Below are 22,201 nucleotides of genomic sequence, written 5' to 3' on the forward strand. Positions count from 1 at the left end.
TCTGGCACTGAAGGCCAGAGCGGAATGACAATATTATGCAATCATACTGATGATCAATACGATAATCAGGCCGACCACTGAGTTAACCAGCTCCAGTAAACCCCAGGTCTTCAGCGTGTCCTTCACTGACAGGTCAAAGTAACCTTTGAACAGCCAGAATGAGGCATCGTTGATATGGGTCAGGGTGTTGGAGCCCGCCGCCGTTGCCAGTACCAGTAATGCCGGATCGACGCCCACTAACTGACCCGTTGCGGGATCGAGGATCGCTGCGCTGATAATCCCCGCGGCGGTCATTGCTGACACGACGCCCTGGCCGGTTGCCAGACGGATAAGTACGGTGATGAGCCACGCCATGATGTACGGTGAAATGTTGCCGTGTGACATCAGCATGCCAATCGTATCACCGATGCCGGTATCGATAATGGTCTGCTTCAGTACGCCGCCCGCACCGATAATCAGGATCACCATCGCGATGCTTTTCACCGCATTTTCAAAGGCGTTCATTACCCACTGCATGTCATGGCCACGCGCGGTACCGAACAGCACAAAGGCGACAATCATAGCGATGAACATCGCAATCGGAGAAGAACCTAAGAAGTTCACCACTTCCCAGGCCTGAGTCCCTTTAACCAGCCAGATATTGGCGATGGTAGTGGAGATCATAATGATCGCCGGGATCAGCGGCACCAGAATTGACACGCCGAATGACGGCAAATTATTCTGGTCAACCGGCACATCGGCTTTCATAAATGAAGGCGTCGGGCGATCAAGATTACCGAGGAACTTCGGCAGGATCAGCCCCGCACAGATCACGCTTGGGATCGTCACCAGAATACCGTAGATATAAACCATGCCCATATCGGCGCCATAGGCGTTGACCAGCGCTACCGGTCCCGGCTGAGGTGGAAACAGCGAGTGCGCGGTGGTTGCGGCGGCGACGGCAGGGATAGCCAGTTTCAGGAACGGGATCTTCGCTTCGGCGGCAATGACGATCACCAGCGGAGCCAGCATAATAAAGGCCACTTCATAGAACATTGCCAGGCCGAAGATCAGGCCAATAATGATCACCGATAGCTGTACATAGCGCAGACCGAGGCGCGCCAGCAGCGTATGGGCAATCTGATGTGCCGCCCCGGAGTCGACCATCAACTTGCCGATAACCGCACCAAACACCACGATAATCGCCAGTTCCCCCAGCGTACTGCCAAAGCCGGACTTCATGGTGTGCAGCAGTTCCATTAAATCCATGCCCGCCAGCATACCGACGGAGAGCGCCGCCAATAGCAAGGCGACCATTGAGTTTATTTTGAATCTTAAATTGAGAACCAGCATCAGACCGATGCCGAATACTACCCACAGAATATTGAGAACGTGCATAAAACGTCTGCCTTCTTTGGTTGAACCATTATGATTTTGGTTGAGATGTTATATAAATTGGTTAACCATTGATGCGATGAATGTCACATTGCGTTACAGATTTGCACTGCTGATATGGTTTTGGGTTTTGTCATCACTGGCAAACATCGCCATTATTGTGATTTGGTTAACCAATATTCCTATTCAGGTTGACATGTCATACCAAAAAGAGGAATTTATGTGCCATATTGTCGAGCCCATTAGGTAAATGAGGAATAGAGCATGGAACAGACATGGCGCTGGTATGGTCCGAACGATCCGGTCACTTTAGCTGATGTACGTCAGGCGGGGGCGACGGGCGTTGTTACTGCTTTGCACCATATCCCGAACGGGGAAGTATGGTCGGTTGATGAGATCCAGAAGCGTAAAGCCATTGTTGAACAGGCGGGTCTGGTGTGGTCAGTCGTGGAGAGCGTGCCAATCCACGAAGATATCAAAACCCGTTCCGGTAACTATCTTCAGTGGATTGCCAATTACCAGCAGTCACTGCGCAATCTGGCACAGTGTGGCATTCGTACTGTGTGCTACAACTTTATGCCTGTTCTCGACTGGACACGTACCGATCTGGAATATGTTCTGCCGGACGGTTCCAAAGCGTTGCGTTTTGATCAGATTGAATTTGCCGCATTTGAGCTGCATATCCTCAAACGTCCAGGCGCAGAAGCCGACTACAGCGCTGAAGAAATCGCCCAGGCGAATCAACGTTTCACGACCATGAGTGATGAAGATAAGGCCCGTCTGACCCGCAATATCATCGCCGGCCTGCCGGGCGCGGAAGAAGGGTATACCCTCGATCAGTTCCGCCAGCACCTTGAGCGTTATAAAGATATTGATAAAGCCGCGCTACGTGAGAATTTCGCCGTCTTCCTGAAGGCGATTATCCCGGTCGCGGAAGAAGTGGGCGTACGCATGGCGGTACATCCGGACGATCCGCCGCGCCCAATCCTCGGCCTGCCGCGTATTGTTTCCACCGTGGAAGATATGCAATGGATGGTCGATACGGTCAGCAGCATGGCCAACGGTTTCACCATGTGTACCGGCTCTTACGGTGTTCGCGCAGACAACGATCTGGTCGATATGATCAAGCAGTTTGGTCCGCGTATTTACTTCACCCATCTTCGGTCGACACTGCGTGAAGACAACCCGAAAACCTTCCATGAAGCGGCGCATCTCAATGGTGATGTCGACATGTACGAAGTAGTGAAGGCAATCGTGGAAGAAGAGCATCGCCGTAAGGCCCAGGGCCAGGAGGATTTGATCCCGATGCGCCCGGATCATGGTCACCAGATGCTCGACGATCTGAAAAAGAAAACCAACCCTGGCTATTCCGCGATTGGGCGCCTGAAAGGGCTGGCGGAAGTCCGTGGCGTTGAAATGGCTATTCAGCGCGCTTTTTTTAGCCGCTAAACCAGACCGGCAGGGCGACGTGCCGTGCCGGCTTTGTTCTTTTCTCTTCCCGTCGGCATTTCCGATGGGTTATGGAGTTCGCGATGACTACGACAATTGCTAACAGCAACCTGCCGGTTGCACGCCCGGCGTGGGATCATTCTCGTCTGCAATCCCGTATTGTTCACCTGGGATGCGGTGCTTTTCACCGTGCGCATCAGGCGTTGTACACGCACCATTTACTGGAACATACAGACAGCGACTGGGGCATCTGTGAAGTGAACCTGATGCCGGGTAATGACCGTGTGCTGATCGAAAATCTGAAAAAGCAGCAGCTTCTGTATACCGTGGCGGAGAAAGGGGCTGACGACACCGTGCTGAAAGTCATCGGCTCGATGAAAGAAGCGTTACACCCGGATCTTGATGGTTGTGACGGTATTCTGCAGGCTATGGCGCGACCGCAGACGGCGATTGTCTCTCTGACGGTAACCGAAAAAGGCTACTGCACGGATGCTGCCAGCGGTCAGTTAGATCTCAATAATCCACTGATCCAACATGATCTGGCAAACCCGGCGGCACCGAAATCGGCTATTGGCTACATTGTGCAGGCGCTGCATCTGCGCCGTGAGCAGGGACTGGCGGCCTTTACCGTGATGTCCTGCGACAACGTTCGTGAAAACGGTCATGTGGCAAAAGTCGCGGTGCTGGGGCTGGCACAAGCGCGCGATCCGGAGCTGGCGAAATGGATTGAAACTCACGCTACCTTCCCGTGCACTATGGTGGATCGTATCGTTCCGGCGGCGACCCCTGAGATGTTACAGGAAGTCGCTGATCAACTGGGCGTGTATGATCCGTGTGCTATCGCCTGTGAGCCGTTCCGCCAGTGGGTGATTGAAGATAATTTTGTTAATGGTCGTCCTGACTGGGATAAAGTCGGTGCGCAGTTTGTTGCCGACGTGGTGCCATTTGAAATGATGAAGCTGCGCATGCTTAACGGCAGCCACTCTTTCCTTGCCTATCTGGGCTACCTCGGTGGGTATGAAACCATCGCGGATACCATGACTAATCCGGCATACCGCAAAGCAGCCTTTGCACTGATGATGCAGGAGCAGGCTCCGACGCTCTCTATGCCGGAAGGCACCGATCTTAAAGCCTATGCGACGCTGCTGATTGAGCGCTTCAGTAATCCTTCTCTGCGCCACCGTACATGGCAGATTGCGATGGACGGCAGCCAGAAACTGCCGCAGCGCTTGCTGGATCCAGTACGTCTGCATTTGCAGAACGGCAGCGACTGGCGACACCTGGCGCTCGGTGTGGCGGGCTGGATGCGTTACACCCTGGGTGTGGATGAGCAGGGGCAGGCAATTGACGTTGTCGACCCATTACTGGCGGAATATCAGCGGATCAACCAGCAATATCAGGGAGCCGAACGTGTTACGGCTCTGCTGGGATTAAGCGGGATTTTTGGTCACGATTTAGCGGAAAAGGCCGACTTTGTCGATACGATTATCGCGAGCTATCAACAGCTGTGTGAGCAGGGCGCGCGTGAGTGCGTTGCGGCGTTAAGCGCTGACGCATAACTTCCCCACGATGACGGGTCAATCAAAAGTCTATTTGGTTGACCCGTTTCCTGTTTTTGGCTCTCCACAAATGCTATAGTTCGATACCGAATCACCGGATCTGAATAAACGTATCTGACGGGCATAACATTATGAAATCGAACACTTCTCAGCAAAGGCCCTACCAGGAAGTGGGCGCAATGATCCGCGATCTTATTGTACAGACGCCGTACAACCCTGGTGAGCGCCTGCCGCCGGAGCGTGAAATTGCCGAGATGCTCAATGTCACCCGAACGGTGGTACGCGAAGCGTTAATCATGCTGGAAATTAAAGGGCTGGTGGACGTGCGGCGTGGAGCCGGGATCTATGTGCTTGATAACGCAGACGCTCATGCAATGGATAACACCGATGTGAACCATTGTAACGATGCCGGTCCTTTTGAGCTGTTACAGGCTCGTCAGCTACTTGAAAGCAATATTGCTGAATTTGCTGCTCTGCAGGCTACCCGCGAAGATATCGTCAAAATGCGCCAGGCGTTACAACTGGAAGAGCGAGAACTGGCTTCCAGCGAACCGAACGGTACAGAAAGCGGTGATATGCAGTTCCATCTCGCCATTGCTGAGGCGACGCATAACAGTATGTTGGTGGAACTGTTTCGCCAGTCCTGGCAGTGGCGTGAGAACAACCCAATGTGGATCCAGCTACACAGCCATCTTGACGATACGCATTACCGCAAAGAATGGCTGGGTGACCATAAGCAGATCCTGGCGGCGTTGATCAAAAAGGACGCCCGTGCGGCCAAGCTGGCGATGTGGCAGCATCTGGAAAACGTCAAACAGCGTCTGCTGGAGTTTTCTAATGTCGATGACATCGACTTTGATGGCTATCTGTTTGAATCCTGGCCACTGGATAAAGTTAACGCCTGATTTCTCCCGCTGAGTACAACGCGGACTGTTTCAGTCCGCGCTTCACTTTGTTCTGTTGTATTACGATACATTCCCCCATTTTCGCACGTTAAATTCGGCGTAATAAATTGTTTCCATCCTGTCGGATGGTGATTTTCTTGCGCCGTGAGAGCAGAGTAAAAATTGATTTGTATCAATTAAAAATGACTTATTTTTAAAGGCGAAAGAATGCCTTCGTTACCTTAAATTTACCTTTCCGTGCTTATTTTTAGACAAAGCTGACCAATGTTAAGTGAGAATTAAAGTGATTTGCGCAGAAGTTTGAGCCGGTTAATCTTGCCTAACATCGCATAAAAAAAGGCGTTTTATGCGAATGTAGACATTAATAACGCTATGTAACCTATTGGCCGGAATGATGTTTTGATTACGTATCGTGATTATCATTTCCAGTACCCAATTTTTTAGTCAGGTGAATAAGAAACAATATACGTAAAGCAATCATTACATATTATTCTATAATAAAGTTATCTTTCATTTGAAATGATGTTCCATTTTTTGGCTGTTTATTAACAGTTTTATTACTATTGTGAGGATATTTTTGCCATTGACATGTTTTTACACTGGCTGCATATTTCATCGCCATAAGCGTGTTATTGCGTTCAGGAGTTGACTATGCCCTCTCGAGATTATCCCGATATTCGAAAAGCAAGGGGTACCCGATCTAAAGATATGGTTCTTTTAAGTGCTCGTGTCGATACCTCTCTGTGGGAATATGTTCGAACGTTGGCATATGAAACACGAAAAAGTAAACAGGATATTATTGCTGAGGCATTAATGTTACATCGTTCTATTAATCAGAGTGAACCCCAGGAATAAAAATAGCCATTCTCTGTCTGGATTTTATTTAAAATCCTGAAAATGAATTATGTCTTGCCACTTCATTATTACCTTTATTGGTATGTTATTGATTTTTCCCCTTACTTGATAGGGGACTTTTTTATGTGGGCACGCTGCCCTCATAACAAAGTTGATAGCAAAATTCACAATTAAAAGTGAGTAAAAATATGAAAAAGACAGCAGTGGCATTAACAGTGATGGCATTAGGGGTAACTTCCGTTCATGCAGCGGAAATTTATAACAAAGATGGCAACAAACTGGATCTGTACGGCAAAGTAAAAGCGGTTCATTCCTGGACTGATGGTACTGATACTGACGGTACCTATGCACGTCTGGGTTTCCGCGGCGAGACACAAATCAACGATCAACTGACCGGTTATGGCCAGTTTGAAAGTCAGTTTGATGCCTCTAAAGCAGAAGGGTCGCAGAATGGCGTTAATACACGTCTGGCGTTTGCTGGCCTGGATTATGGTCACAACATTAGCTTTGACTATGGCCGTAACTACGGTATCGCTTACGATGTGGGAGTTTACACTGACACTCTGTCAGAGTTCGGTGGTGACTCCTATGAAGATACTGACCGTTTCCTTACTACACGCACTTCTGGTGTTGCAACACTCCGTACCAAAAATCTGTTTGGCGCCGTTGATGGCGTAAACGTGGCTGCGCAATATCAGGGTCAGGATGATTCCGACGCTAACCCTGCTAAGCAGCATGGTAACGGCTACGGCTTCTCTCTGGGCTATGACAACATCGCGGATTCTGGTGTGTCTGCTGTTGCAGCCTATTCAACCAGTGCGGTGACTACCGATCAGAAACAACACGGCTGGAATGGGGAAAACGCAGAGTTCTGGGGGGCTGGCCTGAAGTATGACGCTAACGCTATCTACGTTGCGACCATGTATGGCGAATCCCATAACCTGATTCAGGACGCGGACAAAGCGCAGCACTTTGAAGCGATGGCTGCCTATGTGTTTGATTTCGGTCTGCGTCCGAACGTGGCTTATGTGCATGCGCGTGATGACAACAATACTGACCTGACCGAATATGTCGCGCTGGGTACAGACTACTACTTCAATAAAAACATCGTTGCTGATGTTGGTTACAAGATTAACCTCCTCAATGGCACTAACGGTGACAACGAAGTCGTTGCAGGCCTGACCTATCAGTTCTAACTTTTTGTTATGATATGAAAAAGGTATCTTCAGTAAGATACCTTTTTATATTGAGTCTTTCTTCCCGCTATTTTCATATTGATAAAAAAACACAAGCAATGGCGCAGGCTTGTAAAACAAACGCTACCTCCTGCCAAAGAAACACCGTTGTGGATGTCAATATAATAAACGAATCCACGCTGCCAACAATTTCTATAACCCTTTACTATATCAACTAAGCTGAAAAGAACAATTAGACCAATAATGGGGTTTTTAGTCATGGTATAAGCTATTTCTGCGAGCGTTGTTGATGTTGAATTGATATGTCCATTTTTACGCATTTTCCGCCAGTTCTTTGTAAAAAGAACTAGAAAATGTCTGGCTGTTATTTGTGTGCTATTAAATGTTGATATTGAATTGCGGAGTTATCTGAACACTATATATATCTGGTGACTTTCTGGCTTAGAGCTTATCCCATTAGGCTATTTTACTTGTCAGTTTGAGCACTGCCCGTGTCCAAACTGACACCAACAATATACGCTTACTGGGATCCTGTTACTCTTTATGAATATACCCGTCATACTTCAAGTTGCCTGTGCGTTGGCTGCACTCGCTAACCCCAGTCACGTACTTGTGTTCGCTCCTTGGTATTCACTCGTTTGCCACCTTCATGCAACTCGAATTATTTTGGTATGTATTATAAACAGACGGGCTTGAGCGGTCAGGAGGCGGCAAACGTGGCAATGCAGCGCCACTCTCCGTCCTCAAAGCGGTAAATAGATTCGGTATGTCCCGGGATCACCCACTGCGCTTCCTCATCCGCAGCACAGTTCACATAGATACACAATCCGCAGCCACCGCGCAGCTGGCGGGGGATATCCGCCACCCGAAAGTTGATCGCTGCAGCCTGTAACGCCTTGCGCATTTTGATGACGCCGACGGTGGAATGAAATAAGAACAGTGTTTCCGTCACTGGCGTTTCCTCTGACGATGGCCAATCAGTGCTGCACCCACGGCACCGGCAAATTGTGCGTCGGGATGGGTATGAACGGGGATGCCGAGATGTCCTTCGAGCATACGCGCGAAGGCGTTGCAGTGGCTGACGCCGCCGGTAAACAACAATGGCCCTTGTGCTGAAAGCCGCCCGATAAAGTTCGCGCTGCGTCTGGCCATCGCATTGATCACGCCTGCCAGAATCGCTTCCGGCGCAATGCCTGCTGAGCGCAGGCTGATAACTTCTGACTCGGCAAACACTGTACACATGCTGCTGATAGCATGTGGTTCTACGCCTGCGGTAATGGTATCGAGTTGCTCCACACTGGCGCCAAGTGTGCGTGAGATGACTTCCAGAAACCGTCCGGTCCCGGCCGCACATTTGTCGTTCATTAAAAAATCGCTGAGGTTGCCATCATCGTCCAGCTGTATGACTTTACTGTCCTGACCGCCGATATCAATCACCATACGGGTGTCGGGCGCCAGCAAGCGCGCCCCCAGTCCATGACAGGAAATTTCAGTGACCTGCTTATCGGCATAATCCACGAGCTGACGTCCGTAACCCGTGAGGGTTAAAAACGGTCGTACATCCAGCCCGGCTTGCAGTGTTTCCCATGCCTGCGCGATCGCTTCTGCGGGGCGAAAAGGCGTAGGGCAGAGGAAGCGGCGTTTGATAATACCTCCTTCCAGCAGAATGCCTTTGGTCGCCGTGGAGCCGGAATCGATCCCTATTGAGTATGTCATCCGTGCTCCTCACAGCATTTCAATAAACGCGGCAACGCGGGTGCTCAGCTGGCCGATATCTGCGCTGGAGTAGTCAGTTTCAATGGCGATATAAGGAATATTGTGTTGCTGGCGAACGTGGCGTTTAATCGCAAGTGATTCAACGGCATAGGTATGACAGGCTTGTAGGATAACATCGACAACGCCGTCGGCTTGATACTCTTCGACCATCTGGCTGAGCATTTTCAGACGCTGATCGTTAGGTGAGATACAGGAGCAACCAATAGCGAGATATTTATCGGTCAGCGCATCATAGACGTCGCCGGTTTCTTCCACGCACTGTTCTGTGGCTTTAGCACCGGTGCAGTTTTCATAGCCCACCACCCAGCCGCCGTTATCTTCAATGGCGCGGACCACTTTTTCTGCCGCACCGCCAATAGGACAACCGGTGATCAGAATGCGGGGCCGTGATTCCAGGCGTTTGCCGTCCTGCCATTCCTGACGTACGCGCTCGGCCATGCTGTTCAGCTCGTCGATAAGCGCCTCTTTATCAAAACGGAAGGTCGCGCCGTACACCACTTTCAGGATGTCACTGCCGCTGAGCGCAGGCGGGTTGAGTTGGCCAACGCGGTAGAAATTCGCCAGCGCGCGACGTTCTCTGTTTTTGAGCATAATGGCTTCACGTAGCGCAGCTTCGGTAATAGGGGTACCAAAACGGGCTTCGATACCTTGTTGCAGACGCAGGATCTCAGCTTTCCATAGCGCACGAGAGGCCGCATCGTTGGCGCTGTTGGGCAGTTGCATCACATGTACCGCTTTAAATTCGGTCATGTACTCGTACATCTTCTTCTTGCCGTCGCAGGTGGTTTCGCCCACCACCAGGTCAGAAAAGTAGAAGTAGGGGCATTTGTCGGTTTTACCAAAGCCGTAGCTGCTTTTGATCAACGGACAGAGGTTACGCGGGAGGTCCTTTTCAGCTTCTTCAATGGTTTCGTCAGAGGTGGAACACAGCGAAACGACAACAGCTCCAGCAGCCATCGCGATCTCTTGCGGCATAAAGGTGCAATAGGTCCCAACGAGCGGAATTCCCTGCTCTTTAAGATCCATTACGGTAAGGAAGCCTTTCTGACGAGCGTCGGAGAATTGGTTGAAAATGGCGGGTAAATCAGTGATAAGCGACATGGTTTTCCTTCCCCGTAACACGGGAGACAGTGAAAAGACGCCGCATTATAACCTTATAGTTATTGTGTATTTATTGATCTCCCTCGCGATGTATACATTTGTCCATCTACAGTATGCGGTCATAGAATTTTCTTCAGATCCATTTCTTCCTGGATCCGTTCGCTCCAGGCAATATGGGTGCGGATCGCCTCTTCAATTCCCGCGTTGTAGAAAGCAGATCCCAGTTTTTCGATAATAAAATCAATAAAGAACTCGGCGTCGAATTGTTCAAGCTCAAGATCAAAGTGGTCGCTACAGTACGTTTCAAGCTCGCTACGCAGACGATCACGATCCGCCGGGGCCAGAGTGATTTCAGCCATTTTTTCTCCTTAAAAATTCGGCAGTGTCAGCAGGGAAGGAATTTGCGACAACAGATATAACACCAGTCCTATAGAACCGCCAACCAGCGTGCCGTTGACGCGAATAAACTGCAAATCTTTGCCGATGTTCAGCTCGATTTGCTGTGACATATCACGCGCATCCCAACTTTTTACCGTGTCGCTGATATGGCGTGTCAGGAAGGTAGCGAACTCCGGTGCGATCTTACGCGCGGCCTGCTCAAGATGCCCATTCAGCGAAGCGCGCAAGGCGCTGTCGGCAACCAGCGTTTCACCGAACCACTGCCCGGCACTGGCGATACGCTGTTTCACGCGGGAATCGTCGGCGTTAATGTCGGTTTTCACCCACTGGCGCAGATCCGCCCACAACTCGCCGAGATAACGGTTAAAGGCTTCATCCTCTTTCAGATAGCTTTTGAGACTTTCCGCCCGGACAGCCATCTCCGGATCGTGTTTGAGCTTATCAATCAGTTTAAACGTGGCGCGATCGAAGGCATGGCGGATCTGATGCGTCCGATCGTGGCTGATGTCATCCAGAAGGGAGTTGACCGCATCAGACACCAGCTCGGCGCTGTGCTCGCCCAGCCATTCGGTCGGCAGGAGTTTCGCTTTTAGCGGGTGTTCTGTCTCCAGCCAGCGCACGATCTGCTGCGCAATAAACGCCCGTGAGCTGTCGCGCTGTAGCAGGGTGATCAACTGCGTAATCAGCGTGTCGAGCAGCTCCTGGTGGCGATTGTTTTTGGTCATGCTTTCCAGCATTAGCGCACTGGTACCGGAAAGATCAACCTTGTCGATAGCCTTGTGCACCGCGCGCTTGATCAGCCGCTGGATGCGGGAGTCGTCGGTCAGTTCGAGAAAACCACTCATAATTTGCAGCAGGTGCTGACCAATGCGCTGGGCGTTTTCCGGCTGGCTGAACCAGTTACCAATCAGCAAGGCCGGCTCATGGCGGCGGATCAACGCCACCAGCGACTGGGTATCGAGGAATTTTTCCTGCACGAACTGACCGAGGTTCTCGCCGATTCTGTCTTTGTTACGCGGGATGATCGCCGTGTGTTGCGAGATAAATGGAATCGGTACCCGACGAAAAAGTGCCACCACGGCGAACCAGTCCGCCAGCGCGCCAACCATCGCCGCTTCGGCTATCGCCTTGATTCCGAGCACCCAGAAGTTTGGCGGCAGAAACAGGGTGATGACGAACGTCGCAGCAGCGATCAGCAGCAGAGAGAGCGCCAGTCGCTTGGCGCGTTTGAGTTCAGTAATTTTATTCATAGGCTTAAGGATAGAGCCAGACGCTGGGATCGCGCAAAAAATGTGGCGTACCTCCCATTTTTAGGTGGAGATTTTACCCAGGGATCCAGTTGTCCCATGCGGGTAATGGGCCGAGTTCCGTTACCAGAAAGTCGATAAACGATCGCACCTTCGGATTACTGTACTTGCTGGGAAAATAGAGCGCGTAAAGGGCGTGGGTTTCGCAGGTGATGGTGCCATCGAGCATCAGCGGCGTTATCTCTTCTTTTTGAATATGATCGCCAATCAGATAGGTGGGTAAATACGCCACCCCTTGATCTTCTAATACCGATTTCAGCAATACCAGACTGCTGTTGGCCTGGATTGGCATGTGCAGCTTCAACTGATGCAGACGATCCTGCTCATCTGCCACTTTTAGTACCGGCGTGAGGCCGGGGTAAACCAGACAATCATGATTCACCAGATCGCTACGGTGCTGGGGCATACCTTTTTTGGCAAGGTAGCCGGGTGATGCGCAGTACGCCCAGCGGATAGGCACCAGCTTGCGCATCGCATAGTTTTGTGGCGGTGCTGTGGAGATGCGCAGGGCGATGTCGAAATCTGTTTCGTTCAGATTGACAAAGTTATCGTTGAGATCGATATACAGATTCACATCCGGGAACTGGGAGCGATATTTATCCACCAGGTTTACCAGTCGTGAATAACCAAAAGCGATCGAACAGGTTATACGTAATTCACCCTGCGGACTGTGGTAATAGCCGGAGGTCGTGTTCAGCGTTTCATCAAACTCTTTCAATAACTTATTCGCGCGGTTAAATAAATATTGCCCTGCATCGGTCAGAGTAATACTGCGGGTGGTACGTTTAATTAATGTCGTACCCAGCGTGTCCTCCATGGCAGTCAGGCTTTTACTTACCGCTGAAGGCGATACGTTGAGTTGCGCGGCGGCTTCAGATAATCCTCCGCAGTCGACGATTTTGACAAAAAACTCCAGATGCTTGAGTGAAATCGGCGTACTCATTGTTTCCTTAAATTCACAAGTGATTTGCATAAACGGTACGAATAGGCCGTTACATTCGCGTTTTAAACATGCAACTATTGAATCACAGGAAACAACTTGCTGGCAAAATGAAAAAATAACAACTTAAGTGAGTTGCATCACAAATATAAGGAGGCGGAGCGAAAACTCATCAAAATGTGAATTTAATCTCATTTAATATTTTATAATTTTAAAGGTACCCATTATGTGGTCACGACTCGAACCCTACAAATCGTCGATTATTTTATTAATTGCTCTGGTTATTGGTGGCTTATTAGGTATTTATGCCCCGACGTTTGCAAGTAAACTCCAACCAATAGGTCAGATATTTTTAAACCTGTTATTTATGATTATTGTGCCGCTGGTGGGTATCAGCGTCATGTCCTCCATCGCCAGTATGACCGACCTGAAAAGGCTGGGACGTATTATGGCGATTATCTTTATTGTCTCGATCGCAATGGCCTTTATTCCGGCTGCTGGAATTGTGGCGCTGGCGCTATGGTATAACCCGGCGCAGGGCGTCACTATCGATCTTTCGCAGTCTGTACAGGCGGGCAGCGGCAAGATGGATTTTGTCAGTATGATCACCACCAGTGACTTTATCGGGCTGTTCTCTAAGTCCAATATTCTGGCGCTGATCGTGATGGCGATTATCGCCGGAGTGGCGATAGGACAATCTGAACAGGCGGGTAAGCGTATTGCGTCGCTGCTGGAAGATGCCAACACCGTCATCATGAAGATCGTTTCAATCATTATGAAAGTGGCGCCGATTGGTCTTGGCTGCTATTTCGCCGCCACGATGGCCAGTCAGGACTCTGGTCTGCTGTTAACCTTTGCCCGCGCCATTGGTCTGTTTATGGTTGCTACGCTGGTCTACTTCGTTTTGGGTTCTATTCTCTATTCGTATATTGGCGGCGGTATTCCGGCGGTTAAAGCCTTCTGGCGTAATGCGATTGAACCGTCAGCCACGGCGTTAGGGACGTGTTCTTCACTGGGCACACTCCCTGTGACACTACGTGCGGGTAAGGCGATGGGAATTAACCCGGAAATCGTTGATGTCTCTATTCCGCTACTGGTCAACCTGAATAAAGGCGGCGTGGCGATGATTGCCGCACTGAAAATCGTCTTTATCTATTCGGTGCTGGGCATGGAGTTCACCACTGAGACATTCTTCCTGACGATGCTGATTGCCGTTCTCTCCGCCATTATTGTCGGCGGTGTACCAGGTGGGGCGTTTTTAGGAGAGATTTTTATCGTGACGACGCTGGGCTTGCCGATGGAAGCCATCCCGATGCTGGTGGTGCTGGGTACGATTACCGATGCTCCGGCCACGCTGATTAACGTGATCCATGATTTGAATGCGGCACAGATTGTCGAGCGGTTCGCTGGAAAAAAGCAGACCAATACTGAAATAAACTCTACTGCTGCGGTGGTATAGGTTTTCACACGGATTTAGAACAGGAGAAGTTATGAAAGACGCAATCAAGCTTGAAACGCAACTGGTCGTTGCTGGTCGCGACAAACGTTACACCCAGGGAGCGGTGAATCCGGTGATCCAGCGCGCCTCTTCGCTGGTGTTCGATACCGTGAAGGACAAAAAATTTGCCACCGCCAATCGTGCGAATGGCGAACTGTTCTACGGTCGTCGCGGAACTTACACACACTTCGCATTCCAGAAGGCAATGAGCGACCTGGAAGGCGGTGCGGGTTGTGCGCTGTACCCGTGCGGTGCGGCGGCGGTCACCAATGCGATTCTGGCGTTTGTCCAAAGCGGCGATCATATCCTGATGACCGGAGCGGCCTATGAACCCACTCAGGATTTCTGTAATAAGATCCTGAGTAAATTCAATGTGGAAACCACTTATTACGATCCGCTAATTGGTGCAGGCATTGTCGATCTTCTGCGCCCTGAGACGAAAGTGGTGTTCCTGGAATCCCCCAGTTCAATCACCATGGAAGTGCAGGACGTGCCGGGAATGGTGAAGGCGATCCGCGCGGTGAACCCAGAGATCGTCATCATGATCGACAACACCTGGGCGGCGGGAGTGCTGTTTAAAGCGCTGGACTTCGGCGTGGATATTTCCATTCAGGCTGGCACGAAGTACACCATTGGCCATTCGGACGGCATGCTGGGGACGGCGGTTTCAAACGCCCGCTGTTGGGATCGTCTGCGTGAGAACTCCTATCTGATGGGGCAAACGCTGGATGCCGATACGGCTTACAACGGTAGCCGCGGATTACGTACGCTGGCTGTACGTCTTAAACAGCACCAGGAGAGCAGCATCCATATTGCGCGTTGGCTGTCGGCGAGACCTGAAGTGGCGCGGGTGAATCATCCGGCGTTACCGGAATGCCCCGGTCATGAGTATTTTCAGCGTGATTTTGCCGGTAGCTCAGGCCTGTTCTCGTTTGTCCTGAAAAAGAGACTGACCGACGAACAGATGGCGAATTTTCTCGATAATTTTTCTTTGTTCCATATGGCCTATTCGTGGGGAGGATTCGAATCACTCATTCTGGCCAACCAGCCGGAAGAGCTGAACAGCATTCGCCCAGCCGGGGATGTCGATTTCAGCGGAACGCTGGTCAGGGTGCATATCGGCCTGGAAGATGTTGGCGATCTGATTGCTGATCTGGAAGCGGGGTTTGCACGAATCGCGTAACGTAAAGTGATAAATGTAGACGCTTATCCGGCCTGCTGTGGCTACACAGGCCGGATAAAGTGCTTGTTTTGCGGGGTTGCATAGAAGTTGTGGTCGGCAATATCAATCAAAATACATCATTTAAAATCAAATTAGATCATTTTTTGTCAAAATTAATCTTTGTCACAATTTTCATCATCTCATACGGGTAGCATTGATCAGGATCCTCAATGTTATTATTTTACGTAAGGGATGGTTATATTATGAATCTTAATGATTTTTTTATAAGAACAGCGCCGGAACGTCGTCATTATGGTGTCGCGTTACTGGTTGGTATCGTTTCCGGGATTCTCTCTGCATTTGTTAAGTGGGGGGCTGAAGTCCCACTTCCTCCCAGAACGTTTTCTTTGGGACGTAATGAATTTAATCCGCCGTATCTTTTCCTGAGAGACTATCTGGGGATTGATCCGACGCAGACGGTTTACACTTTTTCAGAACACGTGATTAATCCGGTGATGGTAACGCACATCATTTTTTCCTTAGTCTTTGCCGTGGGTTACTGTGTCGCTGCTGAAATTTTTCCGAAAGTAAAACTTTGGCAAGGTGTGTTAGCGGGATTGATCGTGACAGTGGCTGTTCATGGTATCTTCATCCCTGCATTTCATCTTTCACCACCGTTGTCCCAACTACCATTCGATGAATATGTTTCTGAAATAGTGGGGCACATTTTTTGGTTTTGGGTGATTGAAATGATTCGCCGTGACCTGAGAAATCGGATCACGCATGAACCGGATGCTGAAGTTCCGTTACATTTAGCCAGATGATCAAAAGTAGATGCACTATTTATGGCTTCTTATGGCTTGTTATGGCTTGCCCCCGACCTGCAAACACGAATATTAGTGTTCAGGTACCGGGGGCAGCTTATAGAAGTTTAGTTTTCGGTGACTAACGCTGTTGCCTCATGCTGACGCACTCGCTTCAATAATCCGGCCAGCGTGAACACCACGGCAATACCCGCCACGACCGCCAGCAGGTGAAACGAAAGCCTGCCGCCGTTAAACCACAGCCAGCGTCCGACTTCGACCGAAACTGCCATCACTGTCAGGATCACCATGTTTAGCGACGCGGAGACCGTACCCTTCGGCAAGTTGTTAGAAAACAACGTAAAACGGAATAGCGTCGGGAAGATCATCCCGATGCCAAATGCATACAGGCTGGTCCCCAGCACCGACCACAGCCACACATGCGGCCACAGCAAATTACCGCCAATCAGCACCGCCAGTCCGCTCAGTTGAATGGGCGCAGCACGCCAGATAAAGCGCGGCTTCGTTGGATCCTTCACAAAACGCACGACCACCATATTGGCGACGATCACGGCACCAAATACCGGAGCCTGCGCCCAGGCAAACTGCGATGTGGTCATGCCGCCGGCATCAATCAGGATCACTGGCGAAACCGCTACCCAGCTCATCATCGGGATATAACTCAGCGAAAGTGTGGCTGCGCCAAAGAGGAACACCCGGTTGCGAAAAACGTCGCGGAAATCACACAGTACGCTGCGCGCACTGAACGGCACCGAGCCGCGCTGGACAGTTTCCGGCATCGCTAACGCTAACCCAATCAGGGCGATAAGCCCCATAGCGGCGATAATGGCAAACAGGATCTTCCAGTGTACAAAGTGCATCAGCGCCGCCCCGGAGAGTGGGCCGATAACCGGCGCAACCAGCACAATGGAGGTGATTATCGCCATCAGTTTAATGGCCTTAGTTTGACCAAATGCCTCCTGCACCGTGACATAACCTACCGTGGCGATAAAGCAGATGCTGGTGCCCTGAATAAAACGCGCGATCAGAAATTGCGTCATTGAGGTGGTGAACAACGTGGCCGCACAGGCAAGAGTAAAGATTAATGCTCCTGCAATCAGTACCGGTCGGCGGCCAATTCGGTCGGAAAGCGGACCTAACAGCCACTGCAGCGCCATACCTCCCGCCAGATACAGACTGACCGCAGCCGGTGCCAGGCTGACATCGGCGTTAAAATCCCGTACTACATTAATGATGCCGGGCTGGATCAGGTCCGTCGACAAATAGGCGGCGAAGTCATATAAGATCAGCGCGATGGGGAAGAATAGCGTTGTGGCGCGTTGGGCGAAAAACGCGAAAATCCGTTGCATAAAAACAGCTCCTTGTCGGGAGAATACCCTCAACGGGAATAGCGAAATTCAATACCGTCTTTTGAGACGTCAGGCTGGTGACAGAAAAAACAGACTGCAGATGTACTGAATTTCATGTAATCAAAAACGCTGTCTGCGCGAAGCACAAACAGGACATACGCATCTCTGATGAGGTCAGAAAGCGTAACGATTACAGGTAACAATCAGCACATCACACCTCGGGAAGAGAATTAAGTTGAACGGAAAATAGTCAAACCGCAGTGTAATGCGAATTGGATGATAATTAAACGAGTTTATAGGGTTAATCTGAAGAAAATCACCATGCTTAACTGAGCGTGAGGCTGTGTAAAAACCGCAGTGCGATCGCGCTGCCGAAGATGATCAACACGCCTCCAGCGATGCGCTCGATCCACAGGATCCCTCTGGTTAACCGTTTCTGGATCTGCGGCAAACCGATGAACATCACGATCAACAGATCCCAGACCAGCACTACGCTCGTCATCCAGATACCGCTAACGGTTTGTTGTAGCAACGTCACCGACGGGCCGAGCAGGGCGGTCATCAGCGCCAGATAGAACAGCGCATTTTTGGGGTTGAGCAGTGATGAACCCAGTCCCAGCAGCAGTTGTTTGCCAAATCCAGGGCGATTGAGGCGGGCATCTGCTCCAGCCACGATTTGCGGACGACTGCGGATTAGCAGGCTACCAATCCACAATAAATAGAGCGCACCCAGTAATTCAATGGCTGTAAACAGCAGAGGGATCTGTCGCAGGATCCCCCAGCCGATAATTGCCAGCAGGATATACAACCCATTGCCGATGGCGATGCCCACACACAGCCCGGCGCTACCACGCAGCCGATAACGTACAGCGTAGGCGATCAGTAAAAAGAAATCCGGCCCGGGACTGAGCAACGCCATAAAATGCGCCAGCGCCAGTGCGGGAAAAGCGGAGGGGAAGAGTGCAGAAAGCCGTTCCATAGTGACCTCAGAATGTGAATCTGCGATCACCCTACGCCTGACATAACGTTAATTATTGTCTGATATTGATCGTCCCAACGCGTACTGACGCGGCGTGGCTGCGGTGTAACGAACAAAGGTGCGATGGAAATGGCTCTGGTCGGCAAACCCGCTCTGGTAGCTGACATCGGCAATATCATCCCCGGCGCGCAACCGCCCGCGGGCATAGTTAATCCGCACAATATTCAGGTAGCTTCCCGGCGTCAGCCCGGTATCTTGTTTGAAAGTACGGATCAGCGTTTCTTTACGCATGCTGCATTCATTTGCCAGCTCATCAAGCGAGGGCGGCGCCAACAGGCTGGACTGCAACCGCTCACGCAGATACTGACTGGTGACGCTTAGGTTAGTTGGTTTTCTCGACAGCAACGGCAGTGAACGCAGCAGCACAACTGCTGCATCGGTTATTTGCGCCGTCCGCTGTTGGCGCATTAACGCCACAAGATGCACATAGCACTGAAATAACTGAGTGTCATGGATCACGGGTGTGGGCGAGTAAAATTGCGGGTTACAGTTCAGTGCTGAAAGATGAGAGCGACACCACTGCGCATCAAGATAGAGCATATGGTAACTGCGAAACTGCCCGCTGACAGGGTTGCAGCTGTGAGGCACCAGAGGTGGGATCACGATGAGATCGCCTACGCTCAGGCGGTATTCCTTGCCATCACATATGCAGCATGTCTCTCCTTCAAGAATCGCCCCAATCGAAAGCTGGGGATGGTGGTGACGCTTATAGGCCTGCTGACTGCGCCAGGTGCTGCGCAGCTCCAGCCACGGGAGCTGTTCATCACGCCAGAATGACTGTGGAATATCGCGGGTATGCGTCACATCGTGTCCTCCATGAAACTGATGGTTTGTTATAGCACAGGCCGCATGGTGAAAAAGTGGTGTTGTGTATCGACATGGTGCTTTTACGTAATGCATTCCAGAGAAATGCGAACGTTGCAGAGAGACGAATTTATCTCTGAAAATGCCTCGCAAAGGTAAAAAGCAGGAGGTGAGGGCGTGGTTTACCGGCGCTACAGTCACGACATCTTACTTTCAGGTGACGGATTGCTATGAATAAAGCGCCAGCCTCCACACCGCATGATGCAGTTTTTAAGACGTTTTTACGTCACCCTGAGACCGCGCGGGATTTTCTGCAGATTCATCTTCCTGCTTCGCTTCGTGAAATTTACGATCTTCAGACGCTGAATCTCGAGTCTGACAGTTTTATTGAAGAGGATTTACGTGCGTATTATTCCGATGTGTTGTGGTCTGTGAAAACGACGGAAGGGGATGGATATATTTATGTGGTGATTGAACACCAGAGCACACCGGATGCGCATATGGCGTTCAGGTTGATGCGCTATGCGATAGCAGCCATGCAGAAACATTTAGATGCCGGACATAAGCAACTGCCTTTGGTGGTGCCGATGCTGTTTTATCACGGTGCCAAAAGCCCGTATCCCTGGTCGCTGTGCTGGCTGGATGAGTTTGCTAACCCAGGGCTGGCACGCCAGCTGTATGCTGCAGCGTTTCCGCTGGTAGATATTACGGTTATCCCTGACGATGAAATTGTGCAGCATCGACGTATGGCATTGCTTGAGCTAATCCAGAAACATATCCGTCAGCGCGATCTTATGGGATTGGTTGAACAAATTGTTTCTCTGCTCGTTACCGGGTCCACTAATGACAGCCAGATTAAGACACTGTTTAATTATATTTTGTGCACCGGCGATGCACCTCGCTTCAATGAGTTTATCCGTGAGATTGCCGAACGTTCACCGCAACATAAGGAGAATTTGATGACGATCGCAGAAAGGCTGCATGAAGCAGGATTACAAAAAGGCAGGCTGGAAGGTCGAGAGGAAGGGCTACAAGAAGGGCTTATCGAAGGTCAACGCGCTGAAGCACGGCGTATTGCTCGCACCATGCTGGCAGACGGTATTGAGATCAGTACGGTACAAAAAATTACCCGGCTTCCCACTGATGAACTTTATAACCTGAGCCATTAGGTATTACGGGAATGGCGTACTCTCCAGCCTGGTGAACTTACGCTACCGGGCATTCAATTTATTCTATCGCCACCTTTACCGCTTCGCCGAGCTTCTGCATCACTTCCCGATGCTTCTCGTTTGGCGGTAACGCGCAGTTAATGCGTACACAGTTGCGATACTTCCCTGAGGCAGAGAACAGCGATCCCGGTGCGACCTGTATTTTCAGCCGACAGAGTTGTTTGGCGACACAGACCATATCGACCTGCAGCGGTAACTCGACCCACAGCATAAAGCCGCCTTTGGGGCGGGTGACGCAGATCCCACAGGGGAAATATTCCCGTACCCAGCAGGTGTAGATCTCCATATTACGCTGATAGATCTGGCGCATACGCCGGACATGGCGATGATAGTGGCCGTCGCGCACAAAGGTTGCCGCTGCCAACTGCGTGGCAGGAACGTTGGTGCCGATAACGGCGTATTTTTTATGCAGAAGTTTGTCATGGTATCGGCCAGGAACAACCCAACCCACGCGCAGGCCCGGCGCTACGGATTTGGTAAACGAACTGCACAACAGTACCCGACCGTCGATATCCCAGGAGTGGATGGTGCGCGGGCGCGGGTATTCTGTTGCCAGCTCGCCATACACATCGTCTTCAAAAATAACAATATCGTGGCGCTGAGCGAGGGCGAGGACCGCCCGCTTACGCGCATCCGGCATAATAAACCCGAGCGGATTATTGCAATTAGGGACCAGAATCACCCCTTTAATGGGCCACTGATCCAGCGCCAGTTCCAACGCCTCAACACTAATGCCGGTATCCGGATCGGTTGGGATTTCAATAACCTTAATCCCTAAACCGCGCAGTAGCTGCATCGTACCGTAGTAGGCGGGCGATTCTACGGCGACGATATCTCCTGGCTGGCAGACCGTCAGTAGCGCCAGCGACATTCCGCTCTGGCTACCGTTGGTGATGATAATGTCATCTGCATTGACGACCGAGCCGCCGTCCAGCATCAGACGGGCAATCTGATTACGCAGTTCGCGGCATCCAGCCAGTTCGTCGTAGCCCAGCACCGCTCCTAAATTGTGCTGCACTACGCGGCTTAATTCGCGCCAGAGTGGTTTCAGGCTGGGTTGATTGATATCGGGGACGCCGCTACTGAAAGGAATTATCGATTTGTCTGCATGACCTGCCAACATGTCCAGCACCTGATCCCACTGGGTTATCTCCACCGGACGCTGGACCGGGCGCGACATCAGTGGTACGGGCGGCTGCGCTTTTTGCGGCGCGACAAAGTAACCGGAACGCGGCTGCGGGGTGATCAACTGCCGCTGTTCCAGCATCTGATACGCCTGCTGGACGGTACTGATACTCACCCCGTGTTCCTGGCTCAGGCTGCGCACCGACGGCAGTTTTTCACCATGGCGATACAACCCCTGCTCAATGCGTTCGGCCAGTAGTGTGGCCAGATGTTGGTAACGGGTCATGCTGTATCCCTCATTGTTGCCATA

At 50.9% G+C, this 22,201-nt stretch carries 19 protein-coding genes; 8 read left to right on the forward strand and 11 right to left on the reverse strand.

The features are described 5' to 3' along the window. Window positions 1-33: 33 nt before the first annotated feature. The gene (gene gntP / locus OH663_RS08360; RefSeq protein ID WP_038636883.1) at window positions 34-1,377 is read right to left on the reverse strand and encodes a gluconate permease GntP; all 1,344 of its coding nucleotides are present in this window, start codon (window positions 1,375-1,377) and stop codon (window positions 34-36) included. Between the two features lie 261 nt (window positions 1,378-1,638). On the opposite strand from gntP, the gene uxuA reads away from it, so the two are divergent. The 4 genes from uxuA to OH663_RS08380 all read left to right on the forward strand — a co-directional run bounded on the left by uxuA (window position 1,639) and on the right by OH663_RS08380 (window position 7,338). Next, window positions 1,639-2,823, forward strand: a complete 1,185-nt coding sequence (gene uxuA, locus OH663_RS08365; RefSeq protein WP_045439339.1) for a mannonate dehydratase — start codon at window positions 1,639-1,641, stop codon at window positions 2,821-2,823. A gap of 83 nt (window positions 2,824-2,906) precedes the next feature. Beyond that, window positions 2,907-4,382, forward strand: coding sequence for a fructuronate reductase (locus tag OH663_RS08370; RefSeq protein ID WP_200042207.1), 1,476 nt, complete (start codon window positions 2,907-2,909; stop codon window positions 4,380-4,382). Window positions 4,383-4,513: 131 nt separating this feature from the next. Beyond that, on the forward strand, window positions 4,514-5,287 hold the full coding sequence (gene uxuR / locus OH663_RS08375; RefSeq protein ID WP_045439346.1) for a Uxu operon transcriptional regulator: 774 nt from the start codon (window positions 4,514-4,516) through the stop codon (window positions 5,285-5,287). A gap of 1,043 nt (window positions 5,288-6,330) precedes the next feature. Next, the gene (locus tag OH663_RS08380) at window positions 6,331-7,338 is read left to right on the forward strand and encodes a porin (protein WP_048222161.1); all 1,008 of its coding nucleotides are present in this window, start codon (window positions 6,331-6,333) and stop codon (window positions 7,336-7,338) included. A gap of 700 nt (window positions 7,339-8,038) precedes the next feature. Here the strand turns inward: OH663_RS08380 and OH663_RS08385 are convergent. The 6 genes from OH663_RS08385 to OH663_RS08410 form a co-directional block, all read right to left on the reverse strand. After that, a complete protein-coding gene (locus OH663_RS08385) occupies window positions 8,039-8,290 on the reverse strand; it encodes a putative Se/S carrier protein (RefSeq protein WP_045439354.1) in 252 nt (83 codons plus the stop codon). After that, window positions 8,287-9,054: a putative 2-hydroxyacyl-CoA dehydratase activator YjiL gene (gene yjiL / locus OH663_RS08390; protein ID WP_045439357.1), complete on the reverse strand. Its 768-nt coding sequence runs from the start codon at window positions 9,052-9,054 to the stop codon at window positions 8,287-8,289. Before yjiL ends, OH663_RS08385 begins: the two co-directional genes overlap by 4 nt. A gap of 9 nt (window positions 9,055-9,063) precedes the next feature. Then, complete coding sequence (locus OH663_RS08395) at window positions 9,064-10,215, reverse strand: double-cubane-cluster-containing anaerobic reductase (RefSeq protein WP_200012607.1); 1,152 nt, start codon at window positions 10,213-10,215, stop codon at window positions 9,064-9,066. Between the two features lie 119 nt (window positions 10,216-10,334). Further along, entirely contained in the window at window positions 10,335-10,574 is a 240-nt protein-coding gene (locus OH663_RS08400; RefSeq protein WP_045439361.1) for a DUF2164 domain-containing protein, read from the reverse strand. A 9-nt stretch (window positions 10,575-10,583) separates the two neighbouring features. Then, entirely contained in the window at window positions 10,584-11,864 is a 1,281-nt protein-coding gene (locus OH663_RS08405; protein ID WP_045439364.1) for a DUF445 domain-containing protein, read from the reverse strand. A gap of 73 nt (window positions 11,865-11,937) precedes the next feature. Then, window positions 11,938-12,864 (reverse strand): LysR family transcriptional regulator, encoded by a 927-nt coding sequence (locus OH663_RS08410; protein WP_045439367.1) that lies wholly within the window; start codon window positions 12,862-12,864, stop codon window positions 11,938-11,940. A gap of 223 nt (window positions 12,865-13,087) precedes the next feature. Here OH663_RS08410 and OH663_RS08415 point away from each other — a divergent pair, with 223 nt between their 5' ends. From OH663_RS08415 to OH663_RS08425, 3 genes are all read left to right on the forward strand, one after another. Continuing rightward, window positions 13,088-14,320 (forward strand): dicarboxylate/amino acid:cation symporter, encoded by a 1,233-nt coding sequence (locus OH663_RS08415; RefSeq protein WP_045439370.1) that lies wholly within the window; start codon window positions 13,088-13,090, stop codon window positions 14,318-14,320. Window positions 14,321-14,351: 31 nt separating this feature from the next. Then, window positions 14,352-15,542: a cystathionine beta-lyase gene (gene metC, locus OH663_RS08420; protein ID WP_045439378.1), complete on the forward strand. Its 1,191-nt coding sequence runs from the start codon at window positions 14,352-14,354 to the stop codon at window positions 15,540-15,542. 242 nt (window positions 15,543-15,784) lie between these two features. Further along, window positions 15,785-16,345: a YagU family protein gene (locus OH663_RS08425; protein ID WP_045449427.1), complete on the forward strand. Its 561-nt coding sequence runs from the start codon at window positions 15,785-15,787 to the stop codon at window positions 16,343-16,345. A gap of 107 nt (window positions 16,346-16,452) precedes the next feature. Here OH663_RS08425 and mdtM read toward each other — a convergent pair whose 3' ends face one another. The 3 genes from mdtM to OH663_RS08440 form a co-directional block, all read right to left on the reverse strand. Beyond that, the gene (gene mdtM, locus OH663_RS08430) at window positions 16,453-17,694 is read right to left on the reverse strand and encodes a multidrug efflux MFS transporter MdtM (protein ID WP_200012610.1); all 1,242 of its coding nucleotides are present in this window, start codon (window positions 17,692-17,694) and stop codon (window positions 16,453-16,455) included. A gap of 325 nt (window positions 17,695-18,019) precedes the next feature. After that, window positions 18,020-18,673 (reverse strand): LysE family translocator, encoded by a 654-nt coding sequence (locus tag OH663_RS08435; protein ID WP_045439384.1) that lies wholly within the window; start codon window positions 18,671-18,673, stop codon window positions 18,020-18,022. A 48-nt stretch (window positions 18,674-18,721) separates the two neighbouring features. Further along, entirely contained in the window at window positions 18,722-19,537 is an 816-nt protein-coding gene (locus tag OH663_RS08440; RefSeq protein ID WP_200012612.1) for a helix-turn-helix transcriptional regulator, read from the reverse strand. Between the two features lie 230 nt (window positions 19,538-19,767). Here OH663_RS08440 and OH663_RS08445 point away from each other — a divergent pair, with 230 nt between their 5' ends. After that, window positions 19,768-20,706, forward strand: coding sequence for an Rpn family recombination-promoting nuclease/putative transposase (locus OH663_RS08445; RefSeq protein ID WP_200042206.1), 939 nt, complete (start codon window positions 19,768-19,770; stop codon window positions 20,704-20,706). A 58-nt stretch (window positions 20,707-20,764) separates the two neighbouring features. On the opposite strand, the gene OH663_RS08450 is transcribed toward OH663_RS08445, so the two are convergent. Continuing rightward, window positions 20,765-22,177 carry an aminotransferase-like domain-containing protein gene (locus OH663_RS08450; RefSeq protein WP_200011343.1) on the reverse strand — a complete coding sequence of 471 codons (1,413 nt, stop codon included), beginning with the start codon at window positions 22,175-22,177 and terminating at the stop codon, window positions 20,765-20,767. Window positions 22,178-22,201 lie beyond the last annotated feature (24 nt).

Source organism: Citrobacter sp. Marseille-Q5395, assembly GCF_947057495.1.
Lineage (GTDB): Bacteria > Pseudomonadota > Gammaproteobacteria > Enterobacterales > Enterobacteriaceae > Citrobacter > Citrobacter murliniae.

Bases quoted from the DNA above. Each gene is read 5' to 3' on its own strand.
- OH663_RS08380 (WP_048222161.1), top strand. From the start codon at position 6,331: ATGAAAAAGACAGCAGTGGCATTAACAGTGATGGCATTAGGGGTAACT.
- OH663_RS08425 (WP_045449427.1), top strand. From the start codon at position 15,785: ATGAATCTTAATGATTTTTTTATAAGAACAGCGCCGGAACGTCGTCAT.
- OH663_RS08410 (WP_045439367.1), bottom strand. From the start codon at position 12,864: ATGAGTACGCCGATTTCACTCAAGCATCTGGAGTTTTTTGTCAAAATC.
- OH663_RS08445 (WP_200042206.1), top strand. From the start codon at position 19,768: ATGAATAAAGCGCCAGCCTCCACACCGCATGATGCAGTTTTTAAGACG.
- OH663_RS08395 (WP_200012607.1), bottom strand. From the start codon at position 10,215: ATGTCGCTTATCACTGATTTACCCGCCATTTTCAACCAATTCTCCGAC.
- OH663_RS08450 (WP_200011343.1), bottom strand. From the start codon at position 22,177: ATGACCCGTTACCAACATCTGGCCACACTACTGGCCGAACGCATTGAG.
- gntP (WP_038636883.1), bottom strand. From the start codon at position 1,377: ATGCACGTTCTCAATATTCTGTGGGTAGTATTCGGCATCGGTCTGATG.
- OH663_RS08435 (WP_045439384.1), bottom strand. From the start codon at position 18,673: ATGGAACGGCTTTCTGCACTCTTCCCCTCCGCTTTTCCCGCACTGGCG.
- OH663_RS08415 (WP_045439370.1), top strand. From the start codon at position 13,088: ATGTGGTCACGACTCGAACCCTACAAATCGTCGATTATTTTATTAATT.
- uxuR (WP_045439346.1), top strand. From the start codon at position 4,514: ATGAAATCGAACACTTCTCAGCAAAGGCCCTACCAGGAAGTGGGCGCA.
- yjiL (WP_045439357.1), bottom strand. From the start codon at position 9,054: ATGACATACTCAATAGGGATCGATTCCGGCTCCACGGCGACCAAAGGC.
- mdtM (WP_200012610.1), bottom strand. From the start codon at position 17,694: ATGCAACGGATTTTCGCGTTTTTCGCCCAACGCGCCACAACGCTATTC.
- metC (WP_045439378.1), top strand. From the start codon at position 14,352: ATGAAAGACGCAATCAAGCTTGAAACGCAACTGGTCGTTGCTGGTCGC.
- OH663_RS08400 (WP_045439361.1), bottom strand. From the start codon at position 10,574: ATGGCTGAAATCACTCTGGCCCCGGCGGATCGTGATCGTCTGCGTAGC.
- OH663_RS08405 (WP_045439364.1), bottom strand. From the start codon at position 11,864: ATGAATAAAATTACTGAACTCAAACGCGCCAAGCGACTGGCGCTCTCT.
- OH663_RS08370 (WP_200042207.1), top strand. From the start codon at position 2,907: ATGACTACGACAATTGCTAACAGCAACCTGCCGGTTGCACGCCCGGCG.
- uxuA (WP_045439339.1), top strand. From the start codon at position 1,639: ATGGAACAGACATGGCGCTGGTATGGTCCGAACGATCCGGTCACTTTA.